The sequence below is a fragment of the Pantoea cypripedii genome (genome assembly GCF_011395035.1).
GTDB classification, from domain to species: Bacteria; Pseudomonadota; Gammaproteobacteria; order Enterobacterales; family Enterobacteriaceae; genus Pantoea; species Pantoea cypripedii_A.
Genome location: NZ_CP024768.1, coordinates 2175005 through 2195664 on the forward strand (window position 1 = coordinate 2175005; position 20660 = coordinate 2195664).

Consider the following 20660-nt stretch of genomic DNA (forward strand, 5'->3'; position numbering starts at 1 on the left):
TGATTTTCAGGGCATTCCGTTTCAAAGCCGACGATTTGTCGCGTTAATATCCAACGGAATCCTTTTTACCCAGCATACTCTGCTGCTCAGGAATGGCGTTTTGGATAAAAAATTAGGTCTTAGTGCACTCACCGCGCTGGTGCTCAGTTCAATGCTGGGTGCGGGTGTTTTTAGCTTGCCGCAAAATATGGCCGCCGTTGCCGGTCCGGCGGCGTTGCTGATTGGCTGGTTAATTACCGGGGTGGGAATTCTGTTTCTCTCTCTGGCGATGCTATTGCTGACACGCCTCAAACCCGAGCTGGAGGGTGGCATCTTTACCTATGCCCGCGCCGGATTTGGCGAGTTGATGGGGTTCTGTTCGGCGTGGGGATACTGGCTCTGCGCGGTTATCGCCAACGTTTCCTATCTGGTGATTGTGTTTTCTGCGCTGAGTTTCTTTACCGATACGCCAGACCACGTGGTATTCGGTGATGGAAATACCTGGCAGGCGATGCTCGGTGCCTCGGTGCTGCTGTGGCTGGTCCATGCGCTGGTGCTGCGCGGCGTGCAAACCGCAGCCAGCATCAACCTGTTGGCCACGCTCGGCAAACTGGTCCCGCTGCTGTTGTTTGTGGTGCTGGCGGTGATGGCGTTTAACTATGATCGCTTCCGCTTTGATTTCAGCGGTATTGCACTCGGTAAACCACTGTGGGAACAGGTTAAGCAGACCATGCTGATCACCCTTTGGGTGTTTATCGGTGTTGAAGGCGCGGTCGTGGTCTCTGCCCGTGCGCGTCATAAGAAGGATGTCGGTCGCGCGACAATGCTGGCGGTGCTGGCCGCGCTGCTGGTTTATCTGCTGGTGACGCTGCTGTCGCTGGGTGTCGTGCCGCGTGCGGAGCTGGCGCAAATGCGTAATCCCTCCATGGCCGGATTGATGCAGCATCTGATCGGCCACTGGGGAGATGCCATCATCGCTATCGGCTTAATCATTTCGGTATGCGGTGCCTATCTGAGCTGGACCATTATGGCCGCTGAAGTCCCGTTCCTTGCTGCGCAATTGGGGGCGTTTCCGCGTAGCATTGCCCGGCAAAACCGCCATAACTCCCCTGCGGCCTCACTATGGCTCACCAATGGCAGCGTGCAGGTGTGTCTGATTCTGATTGCCGTCACCGGCGCGGACTACAACACCCTGCTCACCATCGCCTCCGAGATGATTCTCGTGCCTTATCTGCTGGTCGGCCTCTATCTGGTCAAAGTAGTTCGCGGGCAACAAAAGCCCCTGGCGATGCTGACGGGCATCGGTGCCAGCCTGTATGGCATCTGGTTGTTGTATGCCTCTGGTCCGCTCCACCTGCTGCTGTCCGTGGTGCTTTACGCGCCAGGCGTGTTGCTGTTTCTGTACGCACGTCGCGGTGGCCGTGCCAGCCAAACGCTGTCACAGCTGGAACGTATCGCTATCGCATTTTTAATCGCCGCGTCAGTGCCTGCCGTATGGCAGCTGGCAAATTAATGCGGCTGACCGGGGATGGAGACACACAGCAGGTCACCCTGCTGTGTCAGGTTGAGCGGCTTACGGTATTCCTGATGGATGGCGTCAAGCTGCTCCGCTGACAGCGGATAAGGTAACTGGATATCGAAACGGCTGATATGCTGCTGTTCAGCCAGGGTGATCAGGCGCGCAATGTTGATCTCATCACTGACCTGAGTTGAAATGATTTGTAATGCTAATTCTTTCAGATGATCATCGCTGGCCTGTAGACTGTGCGCTGATTTACGGGTGACCATGCCAAAAATGGGTAACACACCGTAGATGGCGTCAACAAAGCTCCAGCGTTTCTTGCACGAGGCGGAAAGGAAATCACTGTAATTGAAGCAGATGCGGTCACTGTATCCGGCTGAAGCCAGCTCTTTATCAGACACCCTCGCACTCCTCCTGTTTTTCATTACGGTTCCGAACCTTGCGCCACAACGCGCTGCTAATAATGGCACATTTCACGGCCCGGATACCAGAGAGCAAAGGATATTTCGTGCTGTAGCATAGAGCTCAGCAGCTGAAAAAGCTATGCTGCTGTCCATACTCACCAGTCACAGTGGATTATGAACAAGATTGTATATGTGGAAGATGAACCGGAAGTCGGTGAACTGATTGCCGCCTACCTCGGACGTCATGACATTGACGTGATTGTGGAAACGCGCGGCGACCGCGCAGAAGCCACCATTGCCGCCGCCGATCCCGATTTAGTGATGCTGGATATCATGCTACCTGGCAAAGACGGCATGACCTTATGTCGCGATTTGCGTGCCAGTTGGCAAGGCCCGATTGTGTTGCTGACATCGCTCGACAGCGACATGAACCACATTCTGGCGCTGGAGATGGGGGCTAACGATTACATCCTGAAAACCACCCCACCCGCTGTGCTACTGGCACGCCTGCGTCTCCATTTACGCCAGGCGCATATCGGCCAGCCTGAATTCACCCCGGCGGTACAAAGTTCGCAGAAGGTACTGCGCTTTGGCTCGCTGACTATCGATGCACTGAATCGGCAGGTCACGCTGTTTGAGGAAAACATCACCCTTTCTACCGCTGACTTTGATCTGTTGTGGGAACTGGCCAATCACGCCGGGCAGATCCTCAATCGTGATGCGTTGTTACAAACCCTGCGCGGCGTTAGCTATGACGGGATGGATCGCAGCATTGATGTGGCAATTTCTCGCCTGCGCAAGAAACTGTATGACAGCGCCACCGAGCCATTCCGCATCAAAACCATCCGTAACAAAGGCTACCTGTTCGCGCCGCAGGCCTGGGATACCCGTTCCGCATGAGAAAGCTCTTTATCCAGTTCTATTTATTACTTTTCGTCTGCTTTCTGGTGATGACCCTGCTGGTAGGACTGGTGTACAAATTCACCGCCGAACGCGCCGGACGCCAGTCGATGAACGATTTGATGGCCAGTTCGTTGTTTTTGATGCGCAGCGAATTGCGCGAGATCCCGCCGCGTGACTGGAACAAAACCATCCGCAGTCTCGATCTCGATTTATCCTTCAATCTGCACATCGAGCCGATGAGTAAATATGAACTGGATGAGCCGGATATGAAGCGGTTGCGCGCGGGTGAAATTGTCGCGCTTGATGATCAATATACCTTCCTGCAACACATTCCGCGCAGCCATTACGTCTTGTCCGTCGGACCGATTCCCTACCTGTTTTATCTGCATCAGATGCGGCTGCTGGATATCGCGCTGCTGGCTTTTATCGGCATGTCGCTGGCGTTGCCGGTGTTTATCTGGATGCGCCCCCACTGGAAAGAGATGCTGCGGCTGGAAAAAGCGGCGCAGCGCTTTGGCCGGGGTGAACTGGATGTGCGTACCCATTTTGACAGCACCTCCAGCCTGTTCCGTCTCGGCGTTGCCTTCAACCAGATGGCGGATAACATCAACACGCTGGTCGCCAGTAAGAAACAATTGATCGACGGTATCGCCCATGAGTTACGTACCCCGCTGGTGCGTCTGCGCTACCGACTGGAAATGAGTGAAAACCTGAGCGAACACGAATCTGCGGCGCTTAATCGGGATATCGGCCAGCTGGAAAGCTTAATCGAGGAGCTGCTGACCTATGCCCGCCTCGACCGTCCGCGCGTCGATCTGACGCTCAAATCTTTTGATCTCGCCGAATGGCTGCGCCTGCATATTGAAGATGTGCAGGCGGTCAATCCGCAGGCGCAGATCGATCTTGACATCCCGCAGCGTGAAAACGTGGGTGTCGCCGATACCCGTTTGATGGAGCGCGTGCTGGATAACCTGGTCAACAACGCGCTGCGCTACGCCCAACAACGGTTGCGCGTCAGCCTGTGGTTTGACGGTAGTGTCGGTTGTTTACAGGTGGAGGATGACGGTCCAGGCATTCCACAAGAAGAACGCGAACGCGTTTTTGAACCCTTTGTTCGCCTTGATCCGAGCCGTGATCGCGCCACCGGCGGCTGTGGTCTCGGCCTGGCGATTGTGCATTCCATCGCCCTTGCGTTGCAGGGTAACGTTACCATTGAGAGCAGCCCGCTGGGCGGTGCCAGCGTTCGCTTTTGCTGGCCGGTTGATCTACCCTTGCGGGAAATCCCATCGCGCTTAACTTAACAAGGAGTTTCCCCGTGTCCTCAGCTTATCAGGAACTTAGCCGCACTTTTCTGCGTCTGTCTCGCTTTGGCCATTTAGGTGCCATCGCCGGTGTGGATATGCAAACCACCATGCCCGCCGGTGGTAGCCGCGCGCGTGGCGAGGCCATGGCCGAGTTGAGCGTATTTATGCACGAACTGCTGACCGACAAACGTCTCGGTGGCGTGTTTGACGCCGCACAGCAGGAATCCCTCAACGATGTTGAGCAGGCCAACCTGACGGAAATGCGCCGCGCCTGGCAACAGGCGACTCTGCTTCCGGCCTCGCTGGTTGAAGCCAAATCGCTGGCGGGTTCCCGCTGTGAACACGCCTGGCGTCAGCAGCGTCCGGCGAATGACTGGCAGGGGTTCGCCGCCAACCTGAAAGACGTGGTGAAACTCAGTCGCGAAGAAGCGCAGCTGCGCGCAGACGCACTGGGTGTCTCCCGCTACGACGCGCTGCTTGACGTATTCGAACCGGGTATGACCAGTGCCCAGCTTGACCAGACCTTTGGTGATTTAAAAAGCTGGCTGCCGGAACTGCTGCAAAAAGTGGTGGCAAAGCAACAGCAGCATCCCGTCACCCCGCCCGTCGGTCCGTTTGCTATCGAATCGCAGAAACAACTGGGGTTGAGCCTGATGGGCATCCTCGGTTTCGATTTCAATCATGGCCGTCTCGACGTCAGCGCTCACCCTTTTTGCGGCGGTGTGCCGGAAGATGTGCGCATCACCACCCGTTACAATGAGAATGAATTCCTCAGCGCGATGATGGGGGTGATCCACGAAACAGGTCACGCCCGTTACGAACAGAATCTGCCCCAGCAGTGGCGCGGTCAGCCGGTGGCGCATGCCCGTTCCACTGCCATGCACGAATCGCAAAGCCTGTTTATGGAGATGCAGCTGGGACGCAGCCGCGAGTTTCTGCAACGTATCCAGCCCCAGGTGATTGCGCTGATGGGCGATCAACCCGCCCTTGCCAGTGACAACTTTATTCGTCTGACACAACGAGTGAAGCCGGGTCTGATCCGTGTCGATGCCGACGAACTCAGCTATCCGGCACACGTCATTTTACGTTACGAGATTGAGCGTGCCTTGATTGAGGGCGAGATTGAAGTCGATGACATTCCGGCGCTGTGGGATGAAAAGATGCAGAATGCACTCGGTATTGATACACGCGGTAATTATCGTGATGGCTGTATGCAGGATATCCACTGGACGGACGGTGCTTTTGGTTACTTCCCGACATACACACTCGGGGCGATGTATGCTGCACAACTGTTCCAGGCGGTGAAGCGCGCCATCCCTCAGGTGAGCGAGCTGATTCTCCAGGGTGACCTGCAACCGGTGTTTGACTGGCTACAACAGAATATCTGGCAGCACGGCAGCCGTTTCCCAACCGGGCAATTGCTGCTCAACGCCACCGGAGAAACCTTAAATCCGCACTATTTTCGCCAGCACCTTGAACAACGCTATCTGGCTGATTAAACTGCGCGGCGGCCTTGCTGGCCGCCTTTTCCATTCCTTTACCTTCCTTTGTACATTCCGTTACACGCCGATACCAATCCCTCACGGAAAGAATTCCTGCAATTTCATATAGTCATTTCACCGGCCCCGCAGTGGGCTACACATGAAAAAATAGTTCGAGGAATTTGCAATGAAAAAATTATTTGCGCTGGTGATCGCCGCTGCTATGGGTCTGTCTTCTGTAGCTTTCGCAGCTGAAACCACTGCTACCCCGGCTCCGGCTGCTGCTGCAACCACTACCGCTGCACCGGTTAAACATAAAGCGACTACGCATAAACACAAGAAAGCCGCTGCTCAGAAAGCTCAGGCTGCCAAGAAACACAAAAAAGTAGCGAAGAAAAAAGCAGCGCCGGCCGCACAGAAAGCCCAGGCAGCTAAAAAACACCACAAAAAAGCAACCAAACCGGCTGCACAGAAAGCCCAGGCAGCTAAAAAACACCACAAAAAAGCAACCAAACCGGCTGCACAGAAAGCCCAGGCTGCTAAAAAACACCACAAAAAAGTAACTAAACCTGCTGCACAGAAAGCTCAGGCTGCTAAAAAGCACCACAAAAAAGCGACCAAAAAAGCCGCTAAATAAGGTTGCCTCCGCGCGCCCGACCTTGCATTAATGATTGAAAACACCCGGTTCTGCCGGGTGTTTGTTTACTGGAGTAGCGGAACATGGTGCGTCGCTATCGCTTCGAAATCATTCTGATTGTGGTGATCCTGTGCGGCATTGTCGCAGCCAGCTTCTTTATTTAGTCGTTGTAGCGTGCTGATTATCCCAATATTTCTCCCTATTTTACCGCTTACCGACTATAGTTATCGCTCAAGCGTGATGACCAAAACCTCTACTTATTCTCGCCATTGAGAGAACTATGCGCCTGGCTATCCTGTTATTTGTTGGTATTTTCAGTTTTAACCTCGCAGCACATGCCGATGATGAAGACGGGCCAAGCCCGGACGAGATTAAAACGTTGTTTTTTGGCAAGGATCACCGCAAAGCCATCACCGATGTCAGCGCTGCGCCCTGGGATGCCATTGGTCAACTGGAGACCGAAAGCGGCAACCTTTGCACGGCTACGCTGATTTCTGCCCATCTGGCATTAACCGCAGGTCATTGTTTACTGACTCCCCCTGGCAAGTTCGATAAGCCGGTGGCGCTGCGTTTTATGGCGGGCAGCAAAGGCTGGCGCTATGAAATTCATGATATCGATGCGCGTGTGGAACCCTCGCTGGCACGCAAGCTGAAAGCCGATGGTGAGGGATGGATTGTCCCGCCTGACGCCGCCCCATTTGATTATGGTTTGATTATCCTGCACAACCCGCCATCAGCCATCACGCCGATTCCGTTGTTTGACGGTTCGCGTGGCGATCTGACAGACGCGCTGAAAGCCACAGGTCGTAAAGTCACCCAGGCCGGTTACCCGGAAGACCATCTGGATACGCTGTATTCGCACAGCGATTGTCTGATTACCGGCTGGGCGCAACGCGCGGTGCTGTCGCATCAATGCGACACCCTGCCTGGCGACAGTGGTTCACCGCTGCTGCTGAAGAAAGACGACGGCTGGCAATTAATTGCGGTACAAAGCTCCGCCCCTGCTCCTGCCGATCGTTACCGTGCGGATAACCGCGCCATTGCGGTCACTTCATTCCGCGACAGCCTGGAAACACTGGCCCAGTAAATGGGTCGGCATAAATGCCGCCCCTACATTTGTAGGGTGCGGATTCATCCGCACCTGGCAACGCGCTGTTAATTCATCTGCTCCATGGTCTGCAAAATGCGTTTGTCCGAAATCGGATAAGGCGTCCCCAACTGCTGGGCAAAGTAGCTGATACGCAACTCTTCCAGCATCCAGCGAATTGCCAGCACTTCAGCATCATCCTGACGTTGCGGCGGCAGCTTGTTACGCCAGCTTTGCCATGCCTGCTCCACCGCCTGCACTTTCAGCATGCGGGCGCGATCGCTGTGCGGATCCACCGGCAGTTTCTCCAGACGGCGCTCAATGCCCTGCAAATAACGCAGGGTATCTGCCAGCCGCTGCCAGCCGTTACCTGTCACAAAACCACGATACACCAGCCCGCTCATCTGATTCTTAATATCCGCCAGGGCCAGCGCCAGTGACATATCCACCCGGCCTTTCAGGCGTTTGTTGATATTGAAAACGCAGGTCAGGATCTGTTCCACCTGTTTCGCGATGGTCACCACCGTTTCGTTCAGCTCGGCGCGCACTTTGTCGCGCAGCTGTTCAAAGTTTTCCTGTTGCCACGCCGGGCCACCGGCTTCGCTCATCAGCTTATCCACGCCACAGGCGATGCAATCGTCAATCAGCTCCAGCACCTTGCCATACGGGTTAAAGTACAAACCAAGCTTGGCCTTGTTGGGCAGCTTCTCATGCAGATACTTAATGGGTGATGGGATGTTCAGCAGCAATAAACGGCGCTGGCCGCGCCACATCATTTTTTGTTGCTCCTGTTCGCTGTCGAACAGGCGAATCGCGACGCTATCTTTCTCATCCACCAGCGCAGGCCAGGCTTTGACCTGATAGCTCCCGCGTTTCTGCTCATAGCTTTGCGGTAAATCGCCAAAGCTCCAGATATGCAGACCACTCTGCTCCAGCCCGTCATCCGCCACTTTGGACAGCGTTTCCTGGACTTTGCCTTTCAGCAACAGCTTCAGCTGATGCAGGTCTTTGCCTTCCTGCAGCTTGCGGTTGTGTTCATCCACCACGCGGAAGGTCATTTTCAGGTGATCGGGCACCTGATCCCACTGCCAGGCTTCGCGATCAATGGTGACGCCCGTCATACGGCGGAACTCGCGTTCCAGCGCATCCAGTAACGGCAATTCCAGCGCGGCCACGCGTCCCAGGAAAGCTTCGGCATAGTTCGGCGCGGGCACCAGATTACGTCGTACCGGTTTCGGTAACGATTTAATCAACGCGATCACCAGTTCACGCCGCACGCCGGGGATCTGCCACTCGAACCCGGCTTCATCAACCTGATTAAGCAACGGCAGCGGGATATGTACCGTGACCCCATCGGCATCGGCACCCGGTTCAAACTGGTAACTGAGTTTCAGCTTCAGGTTGCCCTGATGCCAGAAATTCGGGTAATCCAGCTGGCTGACCTTTTCCGCCCCATCTTTAATCAGCATCTGCTTATCAAAGCTGAGCAGATCAGGATTGTCCTTGCTGGCTTTTTTCCACCAGTTGTCGAAATGGCGTGCAGAAACGACGTCACTGGCGATACGCCGATCGTAAAAGACAAACAGCGTTTCATCATCGACCAGGATATCGCGGCGACGCGATTTATGTTCCAGATCTTCAATTTCGCTGCGCAGCTTTTGGTTGTTGCGGAAAAAGGCGTGGCGCGTCTGCCAGTCACCTTCCACCAGCGCATGGCGGATAAATAATTCACGGCTGAGCGGCGCGTCAATTTGGCTGTAATTCACCTTACGCGCCTGCACAATCGGCAAGCCATACAGCGTGACCTTTTCGGTCGCCATCACCGCGCCCTGGGCTTTCTCCCAGTGCGGTTCGCTGTAGCTGCGCTTGATCAGATGCTGCGCCAGCGGCTCGATCCACTCCGGATCGATGCGGGCAGCGATACGTCCCCACAGGCGGCTGGTTTCCACCAGTTCCGCTACCATGGTCCACTTCGGCGGCTTTTTAAACAGCCCGGAACCGGGGAAGATAGAGAAACGGGCATTGCGGGCACCCGTAAACTCCTGTTTGTCAGCATCTTTCTGGCCGATATGCGAAAGCAGGCCACTGAGTATGGCGCAGTGAACTTCGCGATACGGTGCCGGTTCGCTGTTGACCGGCATCCCTTGCTCTCGCACCACCTGGCGCAGCTGGGTATAAATATCCTGCCATTCACGCACGCGCAGATAGTTGAGATAGTCGCTTTTGCATTGACGGCGGAACTGATTGCCCGACAGCGCTTTTTGCTGCTCTTGCAGGTAATTCCACAAATTAACAAACGCCAGGAAGTCGGACTCTTTATCCGCAAATCGCCGGTGTTTCTCGTCTGATGCCTGCTGTTTCTCCACCGGACGTTCACGCGGGTCCTGAATCGAGAGCGCCGCGGTGATGATCATCGCTTCGCGCACACAGCCAAATTTCTGCGCTTCCAGCACCATGCGCGCCAGACGCGGATCCACCGGCAGTAACGCCAGTTGACGCCCGGACGCGGTCAGTTTGTAGTGCCCGTCTTCGTTGACGGTGATCGCCCCCAGCTCCTCCAGCAACCTGACCCCGTCCTGGATATTACGTTTATCCGGTGCTTCAACAAACGGAAAGGCGTCAATATCGCCGAGGCCGAGCGCGGTCATTTGTAAAATAACCGACGCCAGGTTGGTACGCAGGATCTCCGGATCGGTAAATTCCGGGCGGCTCAGAAAATCATCTTCTGAGTACAGGCGGATACAGATCCCTTCCGAGACACGGCCGCAGCGACCTTTACGCTGGTTAGCTGAAGCCTGGGAAATCGGCTCAATCGGCAGGCGCTGCACTTTGGTGCGGTAGCTATAGCGGCTGATACGCGCCGTGCCGGGGTCAATAACGTATTTGATACCCGGTACGGTGAGCGAGGTTTCCGCCACGTTGGTCGCCAACACGATGCGCCGTCCGCTGTGGGACTGGAACACCCGGTTCTGTTCCGCATTCGACAGCCGTGCATACAGCGGCAGAATTTCGGTATGGGGCAAATCACGCTTCATCAGCGCATCGGCGGTATCGCGGATTTCACGCTCACCGCTCATAAAAATCAGGATATCGCTACGGCTTTCCTGGCCCAGTTCATCCACCGCATCAAAAATGGCCTGTAGCTGATCGCGATCGGTGTCTTCCGCTTCTTCAACGATGGGACGATAACGCACCTCCACCGGGAAGGTCCGGCCGGAAACTTCAATCACTGGCGCGTTGTTAAAGTGGCGAGAAAAGCGCTGCGGATCGATGGTGGCAGAAGTGATGATCACCTTTAAATCCGGGCGGCGCGGCAGCAACTCGCGCAGATAGCCAAGCAGAAAATCGATGTTCAGGCTGCGTTCATGCGCTTCATCGATGATGATGGTGTCGTACTGCAACAACAGGCGGTCCTGCTGAATCTCTGCCAGCAGGATACCGTCGGTCATCAGCTTCACCTGGGTGGTGTCACTGACCTGGTCATTAAAACGAACCTTGTAACCAATGCAGCCACCGAGCGATGTCTCCAGCTCGTCGGCAATACGGTTGGCGACAGTACGCGCAGCCAGACGGCGCGGCTGGGTATGACCAATCAACCCTTTCACCCCGCGCCCCAGCGTCAGGCAAATTTTCGGCAGCTGGGTGGTTTTACCCGAACCGGTTTCACCGGCCACAATCACCACCTGATGATCGCGAATCGCTTCGGCAATCGCCTGCTGCTTCTGGCTGACTGGCAGATTTTCCGGGAAAGTGATGCGCGGCGTCGCGGCCATACGCTGGGCGACGCGCTGCTCCGCCTGGCTGAATTCAGCTTCCAGTTCAGTGGCAATCCCCTGCTGTGCAGCTGGATTCTTCACTTTAGCGGCACCATGCAGTCGACGCTGTAGGCGCTGCCGGTCGCGCAGCATCAGTTTTTCGAGTCGCGTCCAGAACGGGGCTAAAGGAGAAGTAACGGTTGATGACATAGTGATGAGTTACCTGTTGTGGCAATGCTCCGGCACTGCCGGCCGGAAATACCGGCGGATTCAATCAATTAATGAGCGGCATCATAGCATAATTTGCCCCTGCCGCCCTGACTGTGCGTGCTGCCTTATTCAATAAATTCGAACATAGGTCTCGAAATATTGCGCTTTTACCCGGCCTTGAATCTTCGTAGAGTGTAACGCATTGAGCGGTAAGCCTTCCGCGTAACAAACAGGAAAACACCATGAGCAAAGTATTAGTTCTGAAATCAAGCATCCTTGCAGGTTACTCCCAGTCCAGCCAACTGGCTGATTTCTATGTTGAGCAGGCAAAGAGCAACGGTGATGACGTTACCGTTCGTGACCTGGCCGCTGACCCGATTCCGGTTCTGGATGGTGAGCTGGTTGGCGCGCTGCGTCCGTCTGATGCTCCGCTGTCTCCGCGTCAGCAGGAAGCACTGGCGCTGTCAGATGCGCTGATTGCAGAGCTGCAGGCTCATGATGTGGTGGTTATCGCTGCGCCGATGTACAACTTCAACATCCCGACCCAGCTGAAAAACTACTTCGACCTGATTGCCCGTGCTGGCGTGACTTTCCGTTACACCGAAGCTGGCCCGGAAGGTCTGGTGAAAGGTAAACGCGCGGTGATCCTGTCCAGCCGTGGCGGTATCCATAAAGATACCCCGACTGACCTGCTGACCCCTTACGTTAAGCTGTTCCTCGGTTTCATCGGCATCACTGACGTGAACTTCGTGTTCGCAGAAGGTATTGCTTACGGTCCGGAAGTCGCGACCAAAGCAACCAGCGATGCTAAAGACGCGATCAAAGAGATTGCTGCTGCGTAAGCAAAACTGTGTCATCTTTTAGCCGGGCCTGAGCGCCCGGCTTTTTTTTGGCTATTTTTGCAGCCATTGTCCGTTAATTCCCTGCACATACTCGCCAGAACCGGCACGATTAACCAGTTTTTCTCCGGCGATACGCGCCACTTCACCGGTGGTTAAATTATTCTGCTGTGCCACGCGCTGATATTGCTGAATCCGACCCTCATTGATGCGTTTTACCAGCGCCAGCGTCTCGCTGTCCTGCTGGCGCGCCGCAATGTAGCCACTCAGCGTTTCACCAACACGCCCCTGCTGGCGGGCCTGGTCGAGCGTCAGCGCCCAGGCAGAAGGCACCAGTAACAGCGCCAGTAGCAGGACGATCCCTTTACGCTTCATCGTGCCCCTCCTCAAAATAAACCGCTCTGGTTCTTCAGCAGGGCTTCCACATCTTTATCCACTTTGATGTGAATTTCATGCTCGATTTTTACATTCATATTGATGGTGATCGGCTCTTTCGGCGCAGCCACTTCGATACGCGGCACGCAGCCAATCAGCGGCAGTCCGGCTGCCAGCACCAGTAATGCCCTCAGGCTCATGGTTGGGGGTCCTTTTTGGATGGCAGGGTGGCATTTTGCTCCACCCAGGATTGCAAATTATCGCCAAAACGCAGGCTGCGCCACAGCTGGAACAGGTTTTCCTGATGACGGTAGTTAAGGTTGACCGATTGTCGGCGATTGCTGAACTGGCTGGTACCCTTCACCTCCGATTGCATGGTCAGATTGCCGAAGTTATCCAGGTCCAGCGTGGCCCATGAACGGGAGATCTCCATATACCGTAGCCAGTCCATCGCCGCTCCGGCGGCAAAATTGTTGCTGGTGATGGCATCCGCCATGTCCTTATCCATACGGAAGGTCAATGGACCACTGCTGGCGATCCAGCCTTTCTCCACCAGCCAGCGTGGATTATTCACCCACAACGGAAGTTCGCCATTGACCTTGCCGGACATGGCGAACTGTTTCGGTTTAATGGCGGTAATCAGGCGGCTCAGGTCGATATCCCGCAGCGCAATACGCGCCGGGTCATGCTGTGGCAGGCGTAGCTCCGGCAGGCTGACATGGCCGCCTAACAAGTCGAGATTAACATTGGAAAGCGTGAGCGGTTGACGCTCATGCCATGGATAATGGCCCTGCAAATCGGCGGTGATATTCTGCAAAGCGAACTGATTTTTCACTTCCGCGATACGCAGGGATACCGGCCCGCGTCGGCCAAGCTGCCATTGATGGTCTTTCAGGCGGAACGGCAGCGAGAAATCGATACCATTGATTTCGCTATCTGGCATCCACACGCTGCCGTTTTTTACGACCCAGTGCCCACCCGCCTCGAACCCCTGATCGCTGGCGGCAGAAAACGCCACCTGCGCCTGAAGATCGCCTGACTGAATGCGCATCTTCAGATCGCTGCTGAGTAAAGGCTGAAACACCGCCAGCGATTGTTTTGGCCACCAGGCTTCGCCGCGTAACCGTTCGCCATCCCAGCGCCCATGCACCCGCAGCGGACCGATATCGCCCGCCTTCAGTTGCCCGCGCCAGATAAACTGGCTCGGGTCGCTGCCTTTTGCTGCAAAATCGAGTTCCGACGGCGGCAACCAGCCACCGTAGCTAAACCGGGTCTGACCCGATTTGAGAACAAAACCGCCGTTAAAAGAGGGTTGTTGTGCATCGCGCTGCCAGCGTACCGGTGCCGTGAGGGTAAGACGCGGTTTGCTCACCTCAACCATGCCATAGGCCAGTTGATCAAAACCGGTGTCCAGCGTATCGAGACTAATGAGCTGATCCTGCCAGCTGCCGGTGCCTTTCACATCCCATTTGGCATTCAGGGGGGCCATCACCCCATCGCCCCAATAACGCCAGTTCCAGCGGCCACGATCGGGCCAGAATTGCGTGGCACGGCCATCGAGATGCAGCCTGAAGCGGCCAAAGCTGGGATCGTGCGCCTGCAGAATCGCCTGCAAACGCCCGTTTATCCCCGCGGTACTCAAGGTCACCCCGGCCAGCGGCCAGCGTGCCTCATCTACTTGCAGTGTGGAAAGCAAACGACCACGCAGGCGCAGCAAGGCACCGGGCTTCAGCGCCAGCTGCGGATCGGTCAGCATCCCCTGCAATACGCCCGGAATGGCACCGTATAATTGCAGCTCAGAAAATTTGCTTTCGCCGGTCAGCTGGAACGGCAAATGGCTGTTTTGCAGGCTGAGCGATCCCGGTCCGACGCTCAGCACCAGGTTGCCTTTGCCCCCCTTTCCCTGCGTCAGCAAATTGAAGCGCCCGGTGATCTGCGTGTTTTCCAGCCCCTGCTGCCAGTGGGTCAGCGTCAGGGCCAGACCACCCGCCAGCGGTTGTCCCTGCTGTGGCCAGCGCCATTGTCCCTGGGTAATACGGATTTGTTGATCGTCGATCTGCCACGGCAGTTGCAGCAACGGTTGCTCGTCCCCCTGCTGACGCACCGTCAGCTTCCCCTGCTGCTGTTGCCAGTTAAGCGCCAGGCTGAGCGGCACCGGCCACTGCGTCAGGCTGATATCTCCGCCAAGTTCACCAGCCACCGGCAGACCATCGGCAAAGGTGGGCAATGTCAGGGTGCCATGCAAATCCAGCGGTTTGGGCAGTAACGGGTGGGTTAATTGCAGCTGCGTCAGTTGCAGTTGCTGACCTTGCAAACGCGCGTTAACACTGAGGTTATCGCCCTGGTAACGTAAGCGCTGCGCGTCTTTATCGAGCGTCAGGTCAAACTGACCGGCGTATTGCTGCCACGGTAAAAGTACCAGTTGATCGAGATGGATATCTGCCCCCGGCAACATCGCCTGCCACTGCGCCAGAGTGCGCGGGGCGTCGTTACTGGCGCTGCTTTGCGGCAACGCTTGCAGGCAGTCACTGTTGAGTTGTAGCTGGCGGGCGGAAAGCAGCCAGCGCTGCTGATGCCAGCCGAGCCGGGCATCGCTGACTTTAGCCAGTTCGCAATCCCCGGCGAGGTAGCGCACCTCCGGGAAACGCAGCGCGCCCTGTTGCCAGCCAGGCGCACCGTTCAATTCCACGCAGGTATTCTCCGGCAGCCAGACACCCGCCAGCCGCGGTAACCATTGCGTCACCGTCAGTAATAATCCCAATAACAACAATGTCAGCGCCAGCAGCGCAGCAAGTAATCGGCGAAGGCCCCGCGTCATGGCAGCTCACTTTCCTGTTCTTAACACAATCCTGACGAAGATGATGGCATGTTATGCCGGGTTAATGAAGGCTTAAACCCTGCTTCGGGTATTCACCAGCAAAGTCACGCAGAAACCGTTATCCTGTGAACATACCTGCATTCCATTTTTCAGGAGCGAAACAATGAAAGTTGCGGTTTACAGCACCAAACAGTATGACCAGAAATACCTCGAACACGTTAACGCCAGCTACGGTTTTGAGCTGGAGTTCTTTGACTTTCTGCTGACAGAAGCCACCGCCAAAAACGCCGTCGGCTGTGATGCCGTCTGTATTTTCGTCAATGATGACGGTGGCAGAGTGGTGCTGGAAGAGCTGGCTGCGTTGGGCGTGAAATATATTGCGCTGCGCTGCGCCGGATTTAATAACGTCGATCTGGCCGCCGCTGCGGCGCTCGGTTTACAGGTGGTGCGCGTCCCCGCCTATTCGCCAGAAGCGGTAGCCGAACATGCGGTGGGGCTGATGATGACGCTGAACCGTCGCATCCATCGCGCTTATCAACGCACGCGTGACGCTAACTTCTCCCTCGACGGCTTAACCGGCTTCAATATGCACAATAAAACCGCGGGCGTGGTCGGCACCGGTAAAATTGGCGTCGCCGCGATGCGTATTCTGAAGGGGTTTGGTATGCGTCTGCTGGCGTTTGATCCTTATCCCAGCCCACAGGCGCTGGAACTTCGCGCAGAATATGTCGATTTGAAAACCTTATTTGCCGAGTCCGACGTTATTACCCTCCACTGCCCATTAACACCAGAAAACCATCATCTGCTGAATGCCCACGCCTTTAGCCAGATGAAAGATGGTGTGATGATCATCAATACCAGCCGTGGCGGATTGATTGATTCTCAGGCCGCCATTGATGCGTTGAAACAGCAGAAAATTGGCGCGCTGGGTATGGACGTGTATGAAAACGAGCGGGATCTGTTCTTTGAAGATAAATCAAACGATGTGATTCAGGATGACGTGTTTCGTCGCCTCTCAGCCTGCCACAACGTGTTATTTACCGGCCATCAGGCATTTCTGACGGCGGAAGCCCTGACCGCCATCTCCGAAACCACGCTGAACAATCTGGGGCAACTGGAACGCGGAGAAGCCTGTCCCAACCAGGTGAAAGCCTGACAGTGAGCGCCTGCGTTAGCGGGCGCATCTCCCACCCATCAATGCCTGCTCATCACAGCGACGGCCATTTGCCAGCTGGCACATCCCGATACGGGAACCATCGAGCTGACGTGAAAACGCCAGTGTTCCCCCGGCATTCGCGCAATTCGATTCCGCCAGCGATGACATCACGACCTGCGGTTGTATATGTGCAGCAGTCGCCTGTTGCGGCGGTTCATTATCACTATTGCTGCTGCAGGCAGAAAGTAGCAATGCAGCACCGGCCAGCAGGAAGGAAGCGGCTTTCATCGTTCAGGCTCCGGGCGGATGGGGAAAAATTCGAACCAGCATATGTCAGGCGCAGCAAGGGGTCGAGGGGCGACATCACTTTTTACAAAATTTTCTTTCAGGCTTTGCAACCAGAATTATCCTGATTGCCGCTTTTTTGTCAGTTAACGTCGAAAATTCACCGTATTTCAAACCAGCAACATCCCACCTGAGACGATGTAAAAATAAGCAGAGTTAGATTTCGGTGCGCAGCATGAAATCCACCACACAGATAAGAAAGTAACGCCAGGCGGCTTTGCTAGACTCAATTGATTAACCCCGGCAATTTTACGGGCATTCTCAGCTTAGCAAAGGACGATTTATGATTACCGTCGACGGCAACGGTGCTGTGGCTTCTGTCGCCTTCCGTACCAGCGAAGTTATCGCCATCTACCCTATCACTCCCAGCTCAACCATGGCAGAACTGGCGGATAGCTGGTCGGGCGAAGGTCGCCGCAATATCTGGGGTGACGTCCCACGCGTGGTGGAGATGCAATCCGAGGGAGGTGCGATCGCCACGGTGCACGGTGCGCTGCAAACCGGCGCACTCTCCACCTCGTTTACTTCATCGCAGGGCCTGCTGCTGATGATCCCGACATTATACAAACTGGCCGGGCAACTGATGCCGTTTGTGCTGCATGTGGCGGCACGCACGGTCGCCACTCATGCCTTATCCATTTTTGGCGATCATTCAGACGTGATGGCGGTGCGCCAGACGGGGTGTGCACAGCTTTGTGTCTCAAGCGTGCAGGAAGCACAGGATTTCGCCCTGATTGCCCAAATGGCATCACTCAATAGCCGCATCCCGTTTATCCATTTTTTTGATGGTTTCCGCACTTCGCACGAGATCAATAAAATTGTGCCGATCAGCGACGAGACGTTGCTGGCGCTGATGCCGCCGGAGGCGATTGCGCAGCATCGCGCTCGCGCCCTCACCCCGGATCACCCGACCGTGCGCGGCACCTCGGCAAATCCGGATACGTATTTCCAGTCACGCGAAGCCACTAACCTGTGGTACGACGCCTGTACCGGGCATGTTATCGCTGCGATGGAGGCTTTTGCCGCACAAACTGGCCGACGCTATCAGCCGTTCGAGTTTTACGGCCATCCGCAGGCGGAGCGCGTCATTATCATGATGGGGTCCGGCTGCGGCACCGCCGAAGAAGCCATTGACGAGTTATTGCAGCGTGGTGAAAAAGTCGGTCTGGTCAAAGTTCGCCTCTATCGTCCGTTCTCCGCCAGCCATTTGTTAACCGTACTGCCTGAATCCGTCCAGCGCGTGGCGGTGCTGGATCGCACTAAAGAGCCGGGTGCGCTCGGCGAACCTCTGTTTCTGGATGTGATGACGGCGCTGGCAGAAGCCTGGAGCCATGGCGAGCGCAGTACGTTGCCGCAGGTCTGCGGTGGGCGCTATGGTTTATCCTCCAAAGAATTCGCGCCTGATGCGGTGCTGGCCGTGTTCCGCGCGTTGCAACGCGCTAAGCCACCGGCACGATTTACCGTCGGTATTTATGACGATGTCACCCATCTCTCGCTGCCGCCGGAAACCAATATTGTGCCGAATCGCGCGCATCTCGAAGCCCTGTTCTACGGCCTCGGCAGCGATGGCAGCGTCAGTGCCACCAAAAATAATCTGAAGATTATCGGTAATGCCACGCCCTGGCAGGTGCAGGGCTATTTTGTTTATGACTCGAAAAAAGCGGGCGGGCTGACGGTTTCGCATTTGCGTGTCAGCCAGCAACCGATACAGTCGGCCTACCTGATTCAACAGGCTGATTTTATCGGCTGTCACCAGTTACAGTTCATCGACAAATATTCGATGCTGGACCAACTCAAGCCTGGCGGCATTTTTCTGTTAAATACCCCCTACGCTGCCGATGAGGTGTGGCCCCGCCTGCCGCAGGAAGTACAGACGCAACTTAACGACAAACAGGCGCGTTTTTACGTGATCAACGCCGCGCGGATTGCGCGCGAATGCCAGCTTGGCGCACGCATCAATACCGTAATGCAAATGGCCTTCTTTCAGCTGACGCAAATCCTGCCAGGCGACAGCGCCCTGACCGAGCTGCAAAACGCCATCGCCCGCAGCTATCGCAGCAAAGGTGAGGAACTGGTGCAGCGCAACTGGCAGGCGCTGGCAATGGCACAACAGGCGCTGGAGGCGGTGCCATTGCAGCCCGTCGATACCCGCAGCCCGCATCGCCCACCGGTTGTCGCTGATAACGCACCTGATTTTGTCAAAACCGTGACGGCAGCGATGCTGGCCGGTCTGGGCGACAAATTGCCGGTGTCCGCATTACCCCCCGATGGCAGCTGGCCGACCGGCACCACCCGGTGGGAAAAGCGCAACATTGCTGAAGCCGTGCCGATCTGGCAGCCCAATCTCTGTACCCAATGCAACCACTGCGTGGCTGCCTGCCCGCACTCCGCGATTCGCGCCAAAGTCGTGTCGCCGGAAGCGCTGGAGAGTGCACCCGCCACGCTGGCCTCACTGGATGTCAAATCGCGTGATATGCGCGGGCAAAAATACGTGTTGCAGGTCGCCCCCGAGGATTGCACCGGCTGCAATTTGTGTGTTGAAGTCTGCCCGGCCAGTGACCGTCAACATCCGGAAATCAAAGCTATCAACATGAAATCGCGTCTGGAGCATGTTGAAACCGAGAAGATTAATTACGACGCGTTTCTTGCCCTGCCGGAGATCACCGCCGAGCAGCTGGAGCGTATCGATATCCGTACTTCCCAGTTGATTACCCCGCTGTTTGAATATTCCGGTGCCTGTTCCGGCTGCGGCGAAACGCCTTACATTAAGTTGCTGACGCAGCTTTACGGCGATCGTTTGTTGATCGCGAATGCGACCGGATGTTCCTCCATTTATGGCGGTAATCTGCCCTCTACGCCTTATACCACCAACGCTGAGGGACGCGGTCCGGCATGGGCCAATTCCCTGTTTGAAGATAACGCCGAGTTTGGTCTGGGCTTCCGACTCAGCGTTGATCAGCAACGTCAGCGTGCGTTGCGTCTGCTGGATCAGTGCGCCGGACATTTGCCAGCCGATCTGGTTGCCGCGCTCAAAGGTGACAATGTCACGCCATCGTTGCGCCGTGAGCAAATTGCGCAACTGCGTACCCTGTTACAAAGCTCGACGCAGCAGGAGGCGCAGGCCCTGATGACCGCAGCTGATGCGCTGGTGGATAAATCGGTGTGGCTGATTGGCGGTGATGGCTGGGCCTATGACATCGGTTATGGCGGGCTGGATCATGTGATGAGCCTGAGTGAAAACGTCAATGTGCTGGTGCTGGATACCCAATGCTACTCCAACACCGGTGGTCAGGCGTCTAAAGCGACCCCGTTGGGGGCCGTCACCAAATTTGGTGAACAGGGCAAACGTAAAGCGCGTAAAGATCTCGGTATGGCGACATTGTTATACGGGCATGTTTACGTGGCGCAGATTTCACTCGGCGCTCAGCTCAATCAAACCGTGAAAGCCATTCAGGAAGCCGAAGCCTGGCCGGGACCGTCGCTGATCATCGCTTACAGCCCCTGCGAGGAGCACGGCTACGATCTGGCCTATAGTCATGAACAAATGCGCCTGCTGACCACCAGTGGATTCTGGCCGCTCTATCGTTTCGATCCACGTCGGGCGGAACAGGGCAAAACTGCGCTGTCGCTGGATTCACGCCCGCCCACGTCTGAGCTGGAGCAGGCATTGATGAATGAGCAGCGCTTCCGGCAGCTGCAAACCAGCGAACCGGAAGCCGCGGCACAATTGTGGCGTGATGCCAGCGACGCTGCTACGCAACGTTATCAGCGGCTGGCAGAACTGGCAGGGAAAGCAGAGAAAAACGAGTCATAAACAAAGCCCGGCACACAAGGCCGGGCTGCAA

General features: G+C 55.9%; 15 protein-coding genes. 9 read left to right on the forward strand and 6 right to left on the reverse strand.

The features are described from left to right. Positions 1 to 100: 100 nt before the first annotated feature. Positions 101 to 1492: a basic amino acid/polyamine antiporter gene (locus CUN67_RS10130; RefSeq protein ID WP_208715147.1), complete on the forward strand. Its 1392-nt coding sequence runs from the start codon at positions 101 to 103 to the stop codon at positions 1490 to 1492. Here the strand turns inward: CUN67_RS10130 and CUN67_RS10135 are convergent. Further along, a complete protein-coding gene (locus CUN67_RS10135; protein ID WP_208715148.1) occupies positions 1489 to 1902 on the reverse strand; it encodes a hypothetical protein in 414 nt (137 codons plus the stop codon). The two genes, CUN67_RS10130 and CUN67_RS10135, sit on opposite strands and share 4 nt — an antisense overlap. A gap of 177 nt (positions 1903 to 2079) precedes the next feature. On the opposite strand from CUN67_RS10135, the gene rstA reads away from it, so the two are divergent. The 5 genes from rstA to CUN67_RS10160 all read left to right on the forward strand — a co-directional run bounded on the left by rstA (position 2080) and on the right by CUN67_RS10160 (position 7317). Beyond that, positions 2080 to 2805 (forward strand): two-component system response regulator RstA, encoded by a 726-nt coding sequence (gene rstA, locus CUN67_RS10140; protein ID WP_208715149.1) that lies wholly within the window; start codon positions 2080 to 2082, stop codon positions 2803 to 2805. Then, positions 2802 to 4109: a two-component system sensor histidine kinase RstB gene (rstB, locus tag CUN67_RS10145; protein WP_208715150.1), complete on the forward strand. Its 1308-nt coding sequence runs from the start codon at positions 2802 to 2804 to the stop codon at positions 4107 to 4109. Before rstA ends, rstB begins: the two co-directional genes overlap by 4 nt. Positions 4110 to 4123: 14 nt before the next feature. Continuing rightward, a complete protein-coding gene (locus CUN67_RS10150; protein WP_208715151.1) occupies positions 4124 to 5611 on the forward strand; it encodes a carboxypeptidase M32 in 1488 nt (495 codons plus the stop codon). Between the two features lie 169 nt (positions 5612 to 5780). After that, positions 5781 to 6230 (forward strand): acid resistance repetitive basic protein Asr, encoded by a 450-nt coding sequence (gene asr / locus CUN67_RS10155; RefSeq protein WP_208715152.1) that lies wholly within the window; start codon positions 5781 to 5783, stop codon positions 6228 to 6230. A gap of 280 nt (positions 6231 to 6510) precedes the next feature. Next, positions 6511 to 7317, forward strand: a complete 807-nt coding sequence (locus CUN67_RS10160; RefSeq protein ID WP_208715153.1) for a trypsin-like serine peptidase — start codon at positions 6511 to 6513, stop codon at positions 7315 to 7317. Positions 7318 to 7385: 68 nt separating this feature from the next. Here CUN67_RS10160 and hrpA read toward each other — a convergent pair whose 3' ends face one another. Continuing rightward, entirely contained in the window at positions 7386 to 11282 is a 3897-nt protein-coding gene (gene hrpA, locus CUN67_RS10165) for an ATP-dependent RNA helicase HrpA (protein ID WP_208715154.1), read from the reverse strand. 242 nt (positions 11283 to 11524) lie between these two features. Between hrpA and azoR the strand changes: the two genes are divergently transcribed. After that, complete coding sequence (gene azoR / locus CUN67_RS10170; RefSeq protein ID WP_208715155.1) at positions 11525 to 12124, forward strand: FMN-dependent NADH-azoreductase; 600 nt, start codon at positions 11525 to 11527, stop codon at positions 12122 to 12124. Positions 12125 to 12175: 51 nt separating this feature from the next. Here the strand turns inward: azoR and CUN67_RS10175 are convergent, their stop codons facing one another. The 3 genes from CUN67_RS10175 to CUN67_RS10185 are packed head-to-tail and all read right to left on the reverse strand — an operon-like array spanning position 12176 to position 15314. Next, positions 12176 to 12496 carry a YdbL family protein gene (locus CUN67_RS10175; RefSeq protein ID WP_208715156.1) on the reverse strand — a complete coding sequence of 107 codons (321 nt, stop codon included), beginning with the start codon at positions 12494 to 12496 and terminating at the stop codon, positions 12176 to 12178. Between the two features lie 11 nt (positions 12497 to 12507). Continuing rightward, complete coding sequence (locus CUN67_RS10180; RefSeq protein WP_013509194.1) at positions 12508 to 12696, reverse strand: YnbE family lipoprotein; 189 nt, start codon at positions 12694 to 12696, stop codon at positions 12508 to 12510. After that, positions 12693 to 15314, reverse strand: coding sequence for a YdbH family protein (locus CUN67_RS10185; RefSeq protein ID WP_208715157.1), 2622 nt, complete (start codon positions 15312 to 15314; stop codon positions 12693 to 12695). The genes CUN67_RS10180 and CUN67_RS10185 overlap by 4 nt, the downstream gene beginning before the upstream one ends. Before the next feature lie 163 nt (positions 15315 to 15477). Between CUN67_RS10185 and CUN67_RS10190 the strand changes: the two genes are divergently transcribed. Then, on the forward strand, positions 15478 to 16470 hold the full coding sequence (locus CUN67_RS10190) for a 2-hydroxyacid dehydrogenase (RefSeq protein ID WP_208715158.1): 993 nt from the start codon (positions 15478 to 15480) through the stop codon (positions 16468 to 16470). 15 nt (positions 16471 to 16485) lie between these two features. Here the strand turns inward: CUN67_RS10190 and CUN67_RS10195 are convergent, their stop codons facing one another. Beyond that, positions 16486 to 16758 carry a putative hemolysin gene (locus CUN67_RS10195; RefSeq protein WP_208715159.1) on the reverse strand — a complete coding sequence of 91 codons (273 nt, stop codon included), beginning with the start codon at positions 16756 to 16758 and terminating at the stop codon, positions 16486 to 16488. A 340-nt stretch (positions 16759 to 17098) separates the two neighbouring features. Here CUN67_RS10195 and nifJ point away from each other — a divergent pair, with 340 nt between their 5' ends. Next, positions 17099 to 20629 carry a pyruvate:ferredoxin (flavodoxin) oxidoreductase gene (gene nifJ / locus CUN67_RS10200; protein ID WP_208715160.1) on the forward strand — a complete coding sequence of 1177 codons (3531 nt, stop codon included), beginning with the start codon at positions 17099 to 17101 and terminating at the stop codon, positions 20627 to 20629. Positions 20630 to 20660 lie beyond the last annotated feature (31 nt).

What these genes read in the sequence shown, in the direction of transcription:
- rstA (WP_208715149.1), top strand. Translation starts at nt 2,080, where the DNA reads ATGAACAAGATTGTATATGTGGAAGATGAACCGGAAGTCGGTGAACTG.
- rstB (WP_208715150.1), top strand. Translation starts at nt 2,802, where the DNA reads ATGAGAAAGCTCTTTATCCAGTTCTATTTATTACTTTTCGTCTGCTTT.
- asr (WP_208715152.1), top strand. Translation starts at nt 5,781, where the DNA reads ATGAAAAAATTATTTGCGCTGGTGATCGCCGCTGCTATGGGTCTGTCT.
- CUN67_RS10160 (WP_208715153.1), top strand. Translation starts at nt 6,511, where the DNA reads ATGCGCCTGGCTATCCTGTTATTTGTTGGTATTTTCAGTTTTAACCTC.
- hrpA (WP_208715154.1), bottom strand. Translation starts at nt 11,282, where the DNA reads ATGTCATCAACCGTTACTTCTCCTTTAGCCCCGTTCTGGACGCGACTC.
- azoR (WP_208715155.1), top strand. Translation starts at nt 11,525, where the DNA reads ATGAGCAAAGTATTAGTTCTGAAATCAAGCATCCTTGCAGGTTACTCC.
- CUN67_RS10175 (WP_208715156.1), bottom strand. Translation starts at nt 12,496, where the DNA reads ATGAAGCGTAAAGGGATCGTCCTGCTACTGGCGCTGTTACTGGTGCCT.
- CUN67_RS10180 (WP_013509194.1), bottom strand. Translation starts at nt 12,696, where the DNA reads ATGAGCCTGAGGGCATTACTGGTGCTGGCAGCCGGACTGCCGCTGATT.
- CUN67_RS10185 (WP_208715157.1), bottom strand. Translation starts at nt 15,314, where the DNA reads ATGACGCGGGGCCTTCGCCGATTACTTGCTGCGCTGCTGGCGCTGACA.
- CUN67_RS10190 (WP_208715158.1), top strand. Translation starts at nt 15,478, where the DNA reads ATGAAAGTTGCGGTTTACAGCACCAAACAGTATGACCAGAAATACCTC.
- CUN67_RS10195 (WP_208715159.1), bottom strand. Translation starts at nt 16,758, where the DNA reads ATGAAAGCCGCTTCCTTCCTGCTGGCCGGTGCTGCATTGCTACTTTCT.
- nifJ (WP_208715160.1), top strand. Translation starts at nt 17,099, where the DNA reads ATGATTACCGTCGACGGCAACGGTGCTGTGGCTTCTGTCGCCTTCCGT.